Source organism: Shigella sp. FJ200513 (assembly GCF_040495915.1).
Lineage (GTDB): Bacteria > Pseudomonadota > Gammaproteobacteria > Enterobacterales > Enterobacteriaceae > ECMA0423.
On record NZ_JBDYCV010000001.1, the window covers coordinates 21,096 to 34,977 of the forward strand.

The window sequence follows — 13,882 nt, forward strand, 5'->3', positions numbered from 1 at the left end:
ATTATCCCTTCAGCGCGGTCAAGTTGTTCACGTCCAGCGTGCCGTGGGTACGCCATATTTTTCTTGCCAGTAACACCATCACAATGACGGCGAAGATGGCGTCGGTAGCGATACCTATTTCCACCAGTTCCGGTGCTCGCCAGGCAAGAAGCGCCAGCACCAGATGGGAGCCGTTTTCCATCAGGCAGTAACCAAAAATTTGCCGCAGGATATTGCGTTGGCTGACAATGCACAGCAGGCCAAGCAGAAAATGACCTAACGCTACCGCCAGCGCCGGTTTCAGCCCGGTAGCCATCGGTAGCTTCACGGGCTGAACGACAAATGCGCAAAGCAGGACAATTAACGCCGCGAGCAGTGCCATCATTGCCGGACCGAATAACGCTTTTTCCGGGATGTTCTGGGGAATATTTCGTGCAGCGTAAGTCATGATTAACGGTACCAGCAGCACTTTGGTGATAAAGGCGCTGGCGGACCAGATCAGCAGTTGCTCTGTGGCGAACAGGCACGAGAGAGTGGCGAAAATAGACACCAGCACCAGCGACTGGCAGGCGTAAAATCCGCATGACAGGCGATAGCTTTTGACGCTAATCACAAACAGCGATGTCAGCATCATCAGTCCCGCCAGATTATTTACGATCATAGAACCGGTCATTCATCATCTCCTTACTGCAACCAGGTCGCGGCGATTACGCTGGAAATCAGCGACATCACAATCAGTACAATCAACACCAGGCGCATTGACCCTGGCAGCGGTGCGGCATCGGCGACGGCCTCGCTCGGTTTGCCCGGCACGACGCGACCAAACCAGCGAATAAACCAGGCGAAACTGGCGACCGATTCAATCATCAGCAGAATCATGGCGGGCAGCAGGATCCAGTACTCCACTGACAACGCAAAACCGGCGGCAAACAGCGGGAATTTACTGAAGAAGCCGTTGAACGGCGGCACACCGGTAATTGCCAGCGCTGCCACGCAGAAACCCACGCCTGGCAACGGCAGGGTGTGCAATACGCCACGCAGACGCGGCAACAAGCGCGTGCCGCAGCTGTAACTCAGCGCACCTGCTACAAGGAAAAACAGGCTTTTAGCGAACGCGTGGTTGACGATGTAGGCGATGCTACCCTCCAGCGCCAGCCGCGAGCCGAAGATGGAGAGCGACAAGCCGAAGAACATCCAGCCAAGTTGAGTGATGGTCGACCAGGCCAGCAACCGCTTCATATCCTGCTGTGGCAAATACATCAGAAAGCCATAAAGAATGGTGACCAGTGTCATGACCATGCCAACGCCGCCAATCACATGCGGGATATTGCCGCCGTCGATAATGGCGCGGGCAAAAATGTAAACGCCCACTTTCACCATCGATGCGGCGTGGAGATAGGCGCTGATCGGTGTTGGCGCTTCCATTGCGTCCGGTAGCCACGCTTGCATCGGTAGCTGGGCCGATTTCCCCCACGCGGCAAACAGGATGCCGCCATAAACCAGATAACGTGCGTCGCCATGTAACTCGCTCATCGCGCTAAGCACAAACGTTCCGGTCTGCAAAAACAGCGTGGCGGCGGCAAGATACAACCCCAACGAACCGATATGGGTGATAAGCAACGCTTTTAGTGCTGAACGCTGCGCTTTATCGCTCTGGTAATAACTGATCAACGCCCAGGAGCAGCCGCCCGTAATTTCAAAAAACAACAACTGACCGAGCAGCGTCGAGGAGAGTACCAGTCCCGCCATCGCGCCGATAAACACCAGCAAAAATGCGTAATAACGATTCGTGCCGTTATGCGGGTGTTCGCGATTTTTATCCGTCAGATAACCCGTGGAGTAGATCGTGACCAGCAAACCGAGAAACACCACCACAAACAGAATCAGCGTACTCACGCGATCAATGACCAGGCCAAATAATGCCACATCCCCCACGTTGACCAACGTCAACGTGACGGCAACTTTATCGGCCTGATAAAACGCGGAGATCAGCGACAACATGCACAGCGTGGTCAGCGCGGCGAACAAAACCCCCCATTCGGCGGCCCGACGTTGTGGCGAAAACGAAACGACCAGTGCGCCGATAAAAGGCAGCATTAACGTCGTCAGAGCAAGATTTTCCATATTCCGTCAGTGCTCCTTACAGACCGGTTAACCAAAAGACCCATGCAAGCGCAGCAAGGCTGAAGCCAAGCCAGGTCACATGGTGAATGAGTAAAAAACGCCCGCGTGCCAGCGTGTTTTCTGCGATTGAGGCCAGTACAAAAATCAGCAAAACCTTGAGCAGCGTAACGACAAGTGAAGTCAGCAGGCAGGCGAGAGAAAGTTCTTGCGCGCGCCCAAAGGGCAGAAACAGGGCCACAAACAGTGCTGCCATCACGACCTGTTTCAGCCCCAGCCCCCATTTCGCTAGCGCCAGCCCGGCACCGGAATATTCGGTCAGCGGGCCTTCCTGTAATTCCTGTTCTGCTTCAGCAACATCAAAGGGAATTTTTCCCATCTCAATGAAGCAGGCAAAACCACAGGCCAGTAACGCCAGTACGGTGGTTAGCGGCGAGTTCCAGCCCATAGCCAGCGTATTGCTGATCATCTCGATATGCGTGGAACCTGCTATCAGCGCCAATACCAGCAGTGAGAGAATAAGCATTGGTTCGACCAGAATGCCGAGCGTCAACTCGCGACTGGCACCGACTCCCGCAAACGGACTTCCGGTATCCAGCCCGGAAAGAGCAAAGAAAAAACGAAACAGGGCAAGAAGATAGATAAGGGTGATCAGATCGCCGCCGCCCGCAAAAGGGGAAACGGTAATAAATAGTGGTAAGGCCATCGCCAGCACCAGCATGCTGCTGATTAATACCCACGGCATCAGGCGGAACATCAGACCTGAAGATGTCGGCGCAACTTCCTGGCGTTTAAACAGTTTGTGGATATCGCGATAATCCTGCCAGATCCCCGGCCCGCGGCGGGAGTGCATACGCGCGCGTATCTGCCGGGAAATACCCGTAAAAAGTGGGGTTAGCATCAGCAGAATCACGGCCTGTGCTAACGCAAAAATGACCAGATATCCGTCGCAAAGAGTTTGTCTCATGGTGATTTCCTTAGACGGCAATAGCGATTAGCAGCACAACCAGTGCGGCGACCACATACAGGCAATAGAGACGAAAGTCGCCGCTTTGCAGATGCTGTATTTCTTTGACCAGCCGTTGGGTGGCGCTCACGATGGGGCGGATCACCCGCTCATCCCAGAAGGGTTCTGTGCTCTGAGCCCTGGCGGTGACGTGCGCAAGACCTTTATTTAGCCTCAGCGTAGGGTCGAGCTGTTGTCGTAGACGAAATAACGCAGAGAAGACCACACGCAGCGGCTGCATCACGCCATTGCCTGACGGAGCCATCGCGTTTTCCCAGCCGTAGCCGCATGCCCAGGCATCTCCTGTGCGACGAAACGCTGCGCGGCGCGAACGACACCACAGCCAGTAAAGGCCTGGCAGCAAAGGCATCGCCAGTAGTAACAGCAACAGTAATGAAGGAGTGACCCGTGTATGAAACGTGCCGGGTACAAGTGCTATTCCGCTGGCGACAGTGACGGGAGGGGTATTGGTAAACGCATGGGCAATATGCATTATCTTCGGTGCCAGCCAACTGGCACTAAGCGCAATTAATACGCAGAGTGCCGCGAGCAGTAGCATGGCGACGATCATCGTATTTGGCACTTCCTGTGCCTCTTCAGCGTGTGTACTGCGCGGCGCACCACAGAAAGTAATACCGTACATTTTGACGAAGCACATTACTGCCAGCCCACCAGTGACTGCCAGCATTACCATAGCAATAGGACCCGCAAGTTGTAGCGCTACGGCTTCCACACGACTTAGTGAGAACAGCGACTGCCAGGTGTACCATTCGCTGATAAAACCATTCAGCGGAGGAATGGCTGATATCGCGAGGCAACCAATCAGGCATGCTGCGGCTGTCCACGGCATCCGTTTCGCCAGTGCCCCCATTTTTTCCATGTCGTGGGTATGCAAACGCGAAATAATCGCGTCCGCGCCGAGAAATAGCAGCCCTTTGAACAGCGCATGGTTGAGCAGATGAAACAGTGCGCCGAGCAGTCCAACCACGGTGAGCAGCGGGTCGTGCAGTGACAGACCGTCCATCGCCACACCGACTGCCAGCAAAATAATGCCGACGTTTTCGACGGTACTCCAGGCCAGCAGCCGTTTGATATCCTGTTCCGCCAGCGCATATAGCACGCCCAGGAGCGCGGAGATTGCGCCGATCGCCATCACCAGAATGCCCCACCACAGAGGCAAACCCGTTTGCGCCAGCAGATCCATCGCTACTTTCAGGATGCCGAAAATACCGATTTTGACCATTACGCCAGACATCAACGCCGAAGCGTGCGATGGTGCGGCAGGGTGAGCGCGCGGCAACCAGCTGTGCAACGGCATCATCCCGGCTTTCGCGCCAAAACCGAAAAAGGCCAGCAGAAACACCGCCGACGCCAGCCCCGGAGAAAGTGAAAGCGTGCGAAACTGGCAAAATCGAGGCTGCCGCTTTCGCGCCCCATCAGCAAGAAGGCGATCATAATCAGCACCGATCCGGCGTGGGCGATAAAAAAGTAGAGCATGCCAGCGTTGATCGACGTTTTATCCTGCCTGGCAATGACCAGAAACCAGGAAGACAGCGACATCATTTCAAACAGCACGATGAACCAAAAAGCGTTGTCCATCACCAGCAGGGCAACCATCGATGCGATGAAAAGATTCATAAAGAAGCCCATCGCCGCCGCGCCTTTGCCCTCGTATTCGCGCATATAAGTCAATGAATAGAGCGAACAAACCACCACCAGCAAGGAGATAACTAGCACCATAAATGCCGAGAGGCTATCCATTCGCAGGGTTAAATCGGCAAAGTCAAAAGGGGTGGCAAAATGGGCGACTAAAGTTACACCAGCATGTAATTGCGTAATTCCGCTGATGATGCCAATCACGCCGCCCACCAGCGATGTGATGCCGGAAAGCTTAATAGCCAGTCTGTCCAGACCGAGTAAAAACAGCGAAGCCAGACTGGCAAACAGATAGAGGATCAGCGACCAGGTTAATAATTGCAGGGCATCCATTAGTGTTGCTCCTGAGTGAGGGAAAGGGGAGACTCCCCGCCATTGGCAAACCAGCTTGCGGCAAGGCGCTGTTTTTCTTTCATCTGACGTTGCAGGCTATCGTCGGTGATCAGCCGTAACGCCTGATTCGGGCAAGCGCGAACGCAGGCCGGACCTTCTGGCAAGAAATCACACAGGTCGCATTTCACCGCGACGGTCTGGACACCCGGTTCCCAGCGCAGCAACGCATGTTGGGGCGGCACGTTTTCTTCGCCGTCTTTGAGTGAGCCTTCAGCCTGAAAAACATATTGCGCATGGGCATTCACCGGACGGCTTCCTGAAGCGCTGATTGCGCCAAATGGGCAGACCACGGCGCAAAGCTTGCAGCCAATACAGAGGCTTTCGTTGAGTTGGATCGCATCATCCCTCTGAGAGATGGCATTGACCGGGCAGACCTGCAGGCAAGGGGCTTCCTCACAGTGATGACACACGACAGGGGCAGTGATTGTTGACGTCTTCGCCAGGGCCAGGCGCGGGTGTTGCTGTAAACCTTGCGTTTTATGCACGTCCGAACAGGCAGCGAGACAGGTATTACATCCTGTACACCACAGTGGTTCGGCCACCACAAAGCGGTTCATGTCGGCTCCTTGAAAATGATATGAAACATTGCATTTCATATTGTATAAAGGATGCCATTCTGATTAACTCAATCTATTCAATAAGTTATGTATTAACTGGATTCTGAACGGTACAAAAATGATGGTCATTAACGTTCAGCAAAAAATGGATTCGACACCCGTGTCGCAGGGGAAAGCGAGAATGTGATCTTGATCACGAGAAGTGAGGTATGCTGGCCGCAAGCGCAGCCAGCACGGAATGGAGCAAAGTAATCAGGCGTGTTCTTTCAGCCAGTTCAGCACAACGTCGTGGTGATTGCTGGTTTTGAAATCGTCAAAGACATGTTCGATTTTGCCATCAGCGTCAATCAGGAAGCTGATGCGATGAATACCATCGTAGGTTTTGCCCATGAAGGACTTTTCACCCCAGACGCCGAATTGTTCGCACACCTGGTGGTCCTCATCAGACAGGAGCGTAAAGTTAAGCAGCTCTTTTTCCGCAAAACGGGAGAGTTTTTCGGGTTTATCGGTGCTGATACCCAGCACATCAACGCCCGCTTTTTTCAACTCATCCATGTTATCGCGTAAGCCGCAGGCCTGTACGGTACAGCCGGGGGTCATGGCTTTCGGGTAGAAATAAACCAGAACACGCTGTCCCTGGAAGTCGGTCAAATTAACTTGTTCTCCGTCTTGATCCGGCAAGCTAAATTTCGGTGCGATATCACCGGCTTTCAGTGGATTCATTACTTAACTCCATCCTGTTCATCATGTTGGGAATAATTGACGACGTTAATACTGCCTTGTGCATTGAGTTCTGTACATAGGGCTTTGAACGCTTGCTCAATATTTGCTGCGTCCGCAGATGCGGGGCTGTGGGCGGTTATCTGAATATGCAACTGCGCAGCCCGTTCATTTTCAGCAGGTTGTGTGCGCGACACCAGCTCCGCAATGTTCATATGATGCGCGTCGAAAAGTGCTGTGAAGCGTTCAATTAAATGCGGGGAGTCTGCAACATCGACCTGAACCCAGACAGATGCTGGCATTGGCGGACGCGGACGCGCCGTCGTGCGCTTCATCACGATTAAAAGATCCAGTTCGGCACCTTTCAACGGTAACGTTGATTCAATCAGAGTGATGGCATTCCATGAACCGGAAAGCAGCATGATAAACGTGAACTCTTCTCCCAGCATCGCCAGGCGACTGTCTTCAATATTACAGCCGCAACTACTGACATGACGGGTGATGGTGTTCACAATTCCAGGGCGATCGGCACCCAACGCAGTGATCACCAGATAATGTTGCGATGACAGTGTCAAACTGGTTATTCCTTTAAGGGGTGAGTTGTTCTTAAGGAAAGCATAAAAAAATCATGCATACAACAATCAGAACGGTTCTGTCTGCTTGCTTTTAATGCCATACCAAACGTACCATTGAGACACTTGTTTGCACAGAGGATGGCCCATGTTCACGGGAAGTATTGTCGCGATTGTTACTCCGATGGATGAAAAAGGTAATGTCTGTCGGGCTAGCTTGAAAAAACTGATTGATTATCATGTCGCCAGCGGTACTTCGGCGATCGTTTCTGTTGGCACCACTGGCGAGTCCGCTACCTTAAATCATGACGAACATGCTGATGTGGTGATGATGACGCTGGATCTGGCTGATGGGCGCATTCCGGTAATTGCCGGGACCGGCGCTAACGCTACTGCGGAAGCCATTAGCCTGACGCAGCGCTTCAATGACAGTGGTATCGTCGGCTGCCTGACGGTAACCCCTTACTACAATCGTCCGTCGCAAGAAGGTTTGTATCAGCATTTCAAAGCCATCGCTGAGCATACTGACCTGCCGCAAATTCTGTATAATGTGCCGTCCCGTACTGGCTGCGATCTGCTCCCGGAAACGGTGGGCCGTCTGGCGAAAGTAAAAAATATTATCGGAATCAAAGAGGCAACAGGGAACTTAACGCGTGTAAACCAGATCAAAGAGCTGGTTTCAGATGATTTTGTTCTGCTGAGCGGCGATGATGCGAGCGCGCTGGACTTCATGCAATTGGGCGGTCATGGAGTTATTTCCGTTACGGCTAACGTCGCAGCGCGTGATATGGCCCAGATGTGCAAACTGGCAGCAGAAGGGCATTTTGCCGAGGCACGCGTTATTAATCAGCGTCTGATGCCATTACACAACAAACTATTTGTCGAACCCAATCCAATCCCGGTGAAATGGGCATGTAAGGAACTGGGTCTTGTGGCGACCGATACGCTGCGCCTGCCAATGACACCAATCACCGACAGTGGTCGTGAGACGGTCAGAGCGGCGCTTAAGCATGCCGGTTTGCTGTAAAGTTTAGGGAGATTTGATGGCTTACTCTGTTCAAAAGTCGCGCCTGGCAAAGGTTGCGGGTGTTTCGCTTGTTTTATTACTCGCTGCCTGTAGTTCTGACTCACGCTATAAGCGTCAGGTCAGTGGTGATGAAGCCTACCTGGAAGCGGCACCGCTTGCGGAGCTTCATGCCCCGGCTGGAATGATTTTGCCGGTGACCTCCGGTGATTATGCAATCCCGGTGACCAACGGTAGTGGTGCTGTCGGTAAGGCGCTGGACATTCGTCCACCAGCCCAGCCGTTGGCACTGGTTTCTGGCGCGCGTACCCAGTTCACGGGCGATACCGCTTCATTGCTGGTGGAAAATGGTCGTGGCAATACTCTGTGGCCGCAGGTGGTTAGCGTGCTGCAGGCGAAAAACTACACCATCACCCAACGTGATGATGCTGGTCAGACACTGACCACCGATTGGGTACAATGGAACCGTCTGGACGAAGACGAGCAGTATCGTGGTCGTTATCAAATCTCTGTTAAGCCGCAGGGTTATCAGCAGGCGGTTACGGTTAAACTGCTGAACCTGGAACAGGCGGGCAAACCGGTTGCAGACGCGGCTTCCATGCAGCGTTACAGCACGGAGATGATGAACGTTATTTCCGCCGGTCTGGATAAATCTGCCACTGACGCCGCGAACGCTGCGCAAAATCGTGCCTCCACCACTATGGACGTACAAAGTGCAGCTGATGACACCGGTTTACCAATGCTGGTCGTACGCGGGCCGTTCAATGTGGTTTGGCAACGTCTGCCAGCGGCGCTGGAAAAAGTGGGCATGAAAGTGACCGACAGCACCCGTTCGCAGGGCAACATGGCCGTAACTTATAAGCCGCTGTCTGACAGCGACTGGCAGGAACTGGGCGCGAGCGATCCAGGCCTGGCATCCGGTGACTATAAACTGCAGGTTGGCGATTTAGATAACCGCAGCAGCCTACAGTTCATCGATCCGAAAGGTCATACTCTGACTCAGAGTCAGAACGACGCGCTGGTAGCTGTCTTCCAGGCTGCGTTTAGCAAGTAAAAATACAGGGCTGGAATCATCCGGCCCTTTTTTCTGATATGATACGCAAACGTGTGCGTCGGCAGGAAAACGCGATTTTAGCGGTAATTCGCACGAAATTTGTTTGTCGGACGTAGTTCGGATAAGGCGTTCACGCCGCATCCGACAAAACATCCGGCACACCAGACAGCAAAAGATTTTAAAACGTTAATTCACACCCAGGAGTGATAAAGATGCAAAAGCAAGCTGAGTTGTATCGTGGTAAAGCGAAAACCGTATACAGCACGGAAAACCCGGACCTGTTGGTGCTCGAATTCCGCAATGATACGTCAGCAGGGGATGGCGCGCGCATTGAGCAGTTTGATCGCAAAGGTATGGTGAACAACAAGTTCAACTACTTCATTATGAGCAAACTGGCTGAAGCGGGTATCCCGACTCAAATGGAGCGTCTGCTCTCCGATACCGAATGTCTGGTGAAAAAGCTGGATATGGTGCCGGTTGAGTGTGTCGTGCGTAACCGTGCTGCTGGCTCTCTAGTGAAACGTCTTGGAATCGAAGAAGGTATTGAGCTGAACCCGCCGCTGTTCGATCTGTTCCTGAAAAACGATGCCATGCACGATCCGATGGTCAACGAATCTTACTGCGAAACCTTTGGCTGGGTGAGCAAAGAGAACCTGGCGCGTATGAAAGAGCTGACCTACAAAGCGAACGACGTGCTGAAAAAACTGTTCGATGATGCTGGTCTGATTCTGGTCGACTTCAAGCTGGAGTTTGGTCTGTACAAAGGTGAAGTGGTACTGGGCGATGAGTTCTCCCCGGACGGCAGCCGCCTGTGGGACAAAGAAACACTGGAGAAAATGGACAAAGACCGTTTCCGCCAGAGCCTCGGTGGCCTGATCGAAGCCTATGAAGCCGTCGCCCGCCGCCTGGGTGTACAGCTGGACTGATTTTTCTGTTCATCATCTTGCCGTGCAGCTGGCACGGCAAGACAACCGCTCTTGGAATATATGCATTGAACGCTCATTCCTCCGCCATTTCATCCCGCTTTCCTGTGGTAATCTTCCTCTGAACCACCTACGATCATTTCTATAATGAATATATTGTTGAGGTATCTATGCGTTGGCAAGGGCGACGTGAAAGTGACAATGTTGAAGACAGGCGCAACAGCTCTGGCGGTCCGTCAATGGGCGGTCCCGGTTTCCGTCTGCCGAGCGGTAAAGGCGGGCTGATTTTACTGATAGTCGTGCTGGTTGCAGGCTACTATGGCGTTGATTTAACCGGGTTGATGACCGGGCAGCCGGTTTCTCAACAACAATCAACGCGGTCAATTAGCCCTAATGAAGACGAAGCCGCAAAATTCACCTCGGTGATTCAGGCAACCACGGAAGACACCTGGGGACAACAGTTCGAAAAGATGGGTAAGACCTATCAGCAACCGAAGCTGGTCATGTACCGTGGAATGACGCGCACCGGCTGCGGGGCGGGCCAGTCCATTATGGGGCCGTTCTATTGCCCGGCGGATGGCACAGTTTATATCGATCTCTCCTTCTATGATGACATGAAAGACAAACTTGGCGCGGATGGCGATTTTGCCCAGGGGTACGTTATCGCCCATGAAGTCGGTCATCATGTGCAGAAACTGTTAGGCATCGAGCCGAAAGTTCGTCAACTGCAACAAAACGCGACGCAGGCGGAAGTAAACCGCTTATCTGTGCGTATGGAACTCCAGGCCGACTGTTTTGCCGGTGTCTGGGGGCATAGTATGCAGCAGCAAGGCGTTCTGGAAACTGGCGATCTGGAAGAGGCGCTGAATGCGGCGCAGGCCATCGGCGATGACCGTTTACAACAGCAAAGTCAGGGGCGAGTAGTACCAGACAGTTTCACACATGGCACTTCTCAGCAACGCTACAGCTGGTTTAAACGTGGTTTCGACAGCGGCGATCCGGCACAATGCAATACTTTTGGTAAAAGCATTTAATTTCCGGGGCAGGGATGGCTGAACTGACTGCGCTTTACACATTAACAGCGCAAATGAAACGTGAAGGGATCTGCCGCTTGCTGGTGTTGAGCGGGGAAGAGGGTTGGTGTTTTGATCATGCTCTTAAGTTGCGTGATGCCTTACCTGGCGACTGGCTGTGGATTTCGCCGCAGCTAGATGCTGAAAACCACTGTTCACCCTCGGCGCTACAAACTTTACTTGGGCGCGAGTTCCGGCATGCGGTATTCGACGCCCGCCACGGCTTTGATGCCGCTGCCTTTGCAGCACTTAGCGGAACGTTGAAAGCGGGAAGCTGGCTGGTTTTGTTACTCCCTGTATGGGAAGAGTGGGAAAACCAACCTGATGCCGACTCGCTGCGCTGGAGTGATTGCCCTGACCCTATTGCGACGCCGCATTTTGTCCAGCATCTCAAACGCGTACTTACGGCGGATAACGACGCTATCCTCTGGCGGCAAAACCAGCCGTTCTCGTTGGCGCATTTTACTCCCCGTACTGACTGGCACCCCGCGACCGGCGCACCACAACCAGAACAACAGCAACTCTTACAGCAGCTACTGACCATGCCGCCGGGCGTGGCAGCGGTAACGGCTGCGCGTGGGCGCGGTAAGTCGGCGTTGGCAGGGCAACTCATTTCTCGTATTGCGGGCAGTGCGATTGTCACCGCGCCCGCAAAAGCGGCAACGGATGTACTGGCACAATTTGCGGGCGAGAAGTTTCGCTTTATTGCACCGGATGCCTTGTTAGCCAGCGATGAGCAAGCCGACTGGCTGGTGGTCGACGAAGCCGCAGCCATACCTGCGCCGTTGTTGCATCAACTGGTATCGCGTTTTCCTCGAACGTTGTTAACCACTACGGTGCAGGGCTACGAAGGTACCGGACGTGGTTTTTTGCTGAAATTTTGCGCTCGCTTTCCGCATTTACACCGTTTTGAACTGCAACAGCCGATCCGCTGGGCACAGGGATGCCCGCTGGAAAAAATGGTTAGTGAGGCACTGGTTTTTAACGATGAAAACTTCACCCATACACCACAAGGCAATATCGTCATTTCCGCATTTGAACAAACGTTATGGCGAAGCGAGCCAGAAACGCCGTTAAAGGTTTATCAGTTATTGTCTGGTGCGCACTACCGGACCTCGCCGCTGGATTTACGCCGGATGATGGATGCACCAGGGCAACATTTTTTACAGGCGGCTGGCGAAAACGAGATTGCCGGGGCGTTGTGGCTGGTGGATGAGGGCGGATTATCTCAAGAACTCAGTCAGGCGGTATGGGCAGGTTTTCGTCGCCCGCGGGGTAATCTGGTGGCCCAGTCGCTGGCGGCGCACGGCAGCAATCCACTGGCGGCGACATTGCGCGGAAGGCGGGTTAGCCGGATAGCAGTTCATCCGGCTCGTCAGCGGGAAGGCACAGGGCGACAACTTATTGCTGGAGCTTTGCAATATACGCATGACCTCGACTATCTTTCGGTGAGTTTTGGTTACACTGGGGAGTTATGGCGTTTCTGGCAACGCTGCGGTTTTGTGCTGGTGCGGATGGGTAATCATCGGGAAGCCAGCAGCGGTTGCTATACGGCGATGGCGCTGTTACCGATGAGTGATGCGGGTAAACAGCTGGCTGAACGTGAGCATTACCGTTTACGTCGCGATGCGCAAGCTCTCGCGCAGTGGAATGGCGAAATGCTTCCTGTTGATCCACTAAACGATGCCATCCTTTCTGACGACGACTGGCTTGAACTGGCCGGTTTTGCTTTCGCTCATCGTCCGCTATTAACATCGTTAGGTTGCTTATTGCGTCTGCTACAAACCAGTGAACTGGCATTACCGGCGCTGCGTGGGCGTTTACAGAAAAACGCCAGTGACGCGCAGTTATGTACCACACTTAAACTTTCAGGCCGCAAGATGTTACTGGTTCGCCAGCGGGAAGAGGCCGCGCAGGCGCTGTTCGCACTAAATGAGGTTCGCACTGAGCGTCTGCGCGATCGCATAACGCAATGGCAATTTTTTCACTGACTCCTTCAATTTTCTCCCATGGTCATTGTGAGTCAGCGGCGTAAAATTAATGACATCAGTTAAGGAGTTCGCCATGAAACATGACCATTTTGTTGTTCAAAGCCCGGATAAACCTGCACAACAGTTGTTACTGCTTTTCCACGGTGTCGGGGATAACCCGGTGGCAATGGGGGAAATAGGCAGCTGGTTTGCACCGCTGTTTCCTGATGCGCTGGTGGTGAGTGTCGGTGGCGCGGAGCCGAGCGGTAATCCGGCGGGGCGTCAGTGGTTTTCAGTGCAGGGTATTACGGAAGATAATCGCCAGGCGCGTGTGGATGCCATCATGCCGACGTTTATTGAAACGGTACGCTACTGGCAGAAACAGAGCGGAGTAGGGGCTAACGCCACGGCGCTAATTGGTTTCTCACAAGGCGCGATTATGGCGCTGGAGAGCATTAAAGCCGAACCGGGCCTTGCTTCGCGCGTTATTGCCTTTAACGGACGCTATGCGAGCCTGCCGGAGACCGCGTCTACAGCCACGACAATTCACTTGATTCATGGTGGTGAAGATCCGGTTATCGATCTGGCGCATGCAGTTGCGGCGCAGGAAGCGTTAATCAGTGCCGGTGGTGACGTGACGCTGGATATCGTGGAGGATTTAGGCCATGCGATCGACAATCGCAGTATGCAATTTGCCCTGGATCACTTGCGTTATACCATTCCGAAACATTATTTCGACCAAGCGCTAAGTGGCGGTAAGCCTGGCGATGATGATGTGATTGAAATGATGTAAAAGACAGATTACCTGGCCTGATAAGACGCGTGAGCGTCGCA

At 53.3% G+C, this 13,882-nt stretch carries 12 protein-coding genes and 1 pseudogene; 6 read left to right on the top strand and 7 right to left on the bottom strand.

Going from position 1 to position 13,882, the window contains the following annotated elements; all coding sequences use genetic code 11:
- Position 1 precedes the first annotated feature (1 nt).
- The 7 genes and pseudogenes from hyfE to ABZJ92_RS00125 form a co-directional block, all read right to left on the bottom strand.
- Positions 2 to 652 (bottom strand): hydrogenase 4 membrane subunit, encoded by a 651-nt coding sequence (gene hyfE / locus ABZJ92_RS00095; protein ID WP_000147998.1) that lies wholly within the window; start codon positions 650 to 652, stop codon positions 2 to 4.
- Between the two features lie 11 nt (positions 653 to 663).
- Positions 664 to 2,103 carry a hydrogenase 4 subunit HyfD gene (gene hyfD, locus ABZJ92_RS00100; RefSeq protein WP_000429124.1) on the bottom strand — a complete coding sequence of 480 codons (1,440 nt, stop codon included), beginning with the start codon at positions 2,101 to 2,103 and terminating at the stop codon, positions 664 to 666.
- Positions 2,104 to 2,119: 16 nt separating this feature from the next.
- Complete coding sequence (gene hyfC, locus ABZJ92_RS00105) at positions 2,120 to 3,067, bottom strand: hydrogenase 4 subunit HyfC (protein WP_001459972.1); 948 nt, start codon at positions 3,065 to 3,067, stop codon at positions 2,120 to 2,122.
- 10 nt (positions 3,068 to 3,077) lie between these two features.
- Positions 3,078 to 5,095: pseudogene (gene hyfB, locus ABZJ92_RS00110) on the bottom strand (hydrogenase 4 subunit B).
- On the bottom strand, positions 5,095 to 5,712 hold the full coding sequence (gene hyfA, locus ABZJ92_RS00115; protein ID WP_005047210.1) for a hydrogenase 4 subunit HyfA: 618 nt from the start codon (positions 5,710 to 5,712) through the stop codon (positions 5,095 to 5,097). The pseudogene hyfB and the gene hyfA overlap by 1 nt, the downstream one beginning before the upstream one ends.
- A gap of 252 nt (positions 5,713 to 5,964) precedes the next feature.
- On the bottom strand, positions 5,965 to 6,435 hold the full coding sequence (gene bcp, locus ABZJ92_RS00120; RefSeq protein ID WP_001068682.1) for a thioredoxin-dependent thiol peroxidase: 471 nt from the start codon (positions 6,433 to 6,435) through the stop codon (positions 5,965 to 5,967).
- Positions 6,435 to 7,007 (bottom strand): glycine cleavage system transcriptional repressor, encoded by a 573-nt coding sequence (locus ABZJ92_RS00125; RefSeq protein ID WP_000176187.1) that lies wholly within the window; start codon positions 7,005 to 7,007, stop codon positions 6,435 to 6,437. The genes bcp and ABZJ92_RS00125 overlap by 1 nt, the downstream gene beginning before the upstream one ends.
- Before the next feature lie 145 nt (positions 7,008 to 7,152).
- Between ABZJ92_RS00125 and dapA the strand changes: the two genes are divergently transcribed.
- The 6 genes from dapA to ypfH all read left to right on the top strand — a co-directional run bounded on the left by dapA (position 7,153) and on the right by ypfH (position 13,841).
- Positions 7,153 to 8,031: a 4-hydroxy-tetrahydrodipicolinate synthase gene (gene dapA / locus ABZJ92_RS00130; protein WP_001311023.1), complete on the top strand. Its 879-nt coding sequence runs from the start codon at positions 7,153 to 7,155 to the stop codon at positions 8,029 to 8,031.
- Between the two features lie 16 nt (positions 8,032 to 8,047).
- Complete coding sequence (gene bamC / locus ABZJ92_RS00135) at positions 8,048 to 9,082, top strand: outer membrane protein assembly factor BamC (protein WP_001297320.1); 1,035 nt, start codon at positions 8,048 to 8,050, stop codon at positions 9,080 to 9,082.
- Positions 9,083 to 9,294: 212 nt separating this feature from the next.
- Entirely contained in the window at positions 9,295 to 10,008 is a 714-nt protein-coding gene (gene purC / locus ABZJ92_RS00140; protein ID WP_001295467.1) for a phosphoribosylaminoimidazolesuccinocarboxamide synthase, read from the top strand.
- Between the two features lie 167 nt (positions 10,009 to 10,175).
- Positions 10,176 to 11,039: a KPN_02809 family neutral zinc metallopeptidase gene (ypfJ, locus tag ABZJ92_RS00145; RefSeq protein ID WP_001267506.1), complete on the top strand. Its 864-nt coding sequence runs from the start codon at positions 10,176 to 10,178 to the stop codon at positions 11,037 to 11,039.
- 14 nt (positions 11,040 to 11,053) lie between these two features.
- The gene (gene tmcA / locus ABZJ92_RS00150; protein ID WP_000829379.1) at positions 11,054 to 13,069 is read left to right on the top strand and encodes a tRNA cytosine(34) acetyltransferase TmcA; all 2,016 of its coding nucleotides are present in this window, start codon (positions 11,054 to 11,056) and stop codon (positions 13,067 to 13,069) included.
- Positions 13,070 to 13,142: 73 nt separating this feature from the next.
- A complete protein-coding gene (ypfH, locus tag ABZJ92_RS00155; protein WP_000679818.1) occupies positions 13,143 to 13,841 on the top strand; it encodes an esterase in 699 nt (232 codons plus the stop codon).
- Positions 13,842 to 13,882: the final 41 nt, after the last annotated feature.

Excerpts from the sequence above, each read along its gene's own strand:
- hyfE (WP_000147998.1), bottom strand. The coding sequence starts at position 652 with ATGACCGGTTCTATGATCGTAAATAATCTGGCGGGACTGATGATGCTG.
- hyfD (WP_000429124.1), bottom strand. The coding sequence starts at position 2,103 with ATGGAAAATCTTGCTCTGACGACGTTAATGCTGCCTTTTATCGGCGCA.
- hyfC (WP_001459972.1), bottom strand. The coding sequence starts at position 3,067 with ATGAGACAAACTCTTTGCGACGGATATCTGGTCATTTTTGCGTTAGCA.
- hyfA (WP_005047210.1), bottom strand. The coding sequence starts at position 5,712 with ATGAACCGCTTTGTGGTGGCCGAACCACTGTGGTGTACAGGATGTAAT.
- bcp (WP_001068682.1), bottom strand. The coding sequence starts at position 6,435 with ATGAATCCACTGAAAGCCGGTGATATCGCACCGAAATTTAGCTTGCCG.
- dapA (WP_001311023.1), top strand. The coding sequence starts at position 7,153 with ATGTTCACGGGAAGTATTGTCGCGATTGTTACTCCGATGGATGAAAAA.
- bamC (WP_001297320.1), top strand. The coding sequence starts at position 8,048 with ATGGCTTACTCTGTTCAAAAGTCGCGCCTGGCAAAGGTTGCGGGTGTT.
- purC (WP_001295467.1), top strand. The coding sequence starts at position 9,295 with ATGCAAAAGCAAGCTGAGTTGTATCGTGGTAAAGCGAAAACCGTATAC.
- ypfJ (WP_001267506.1), top strand. The coding sequence starts at position 10,176 with ATGCGTTGGCAAGGGCGACGTGAAAGTGACAATGTTGAAGACAGGCGC.
- tmcA (WP_000829379.1), top strand. The coding sequence starts at position 11,054 with ATGGCTGAACTGACTGCGCTTTACACATTAACAGCGCAAATGAAACGT.
- ypfH (WP_000679818.1), top strand. The coding sequence starts at position 13,143 with ATGAAACATGACCATTTTGTTGTTCAAAGCCCGGATAAACCTGCACAA.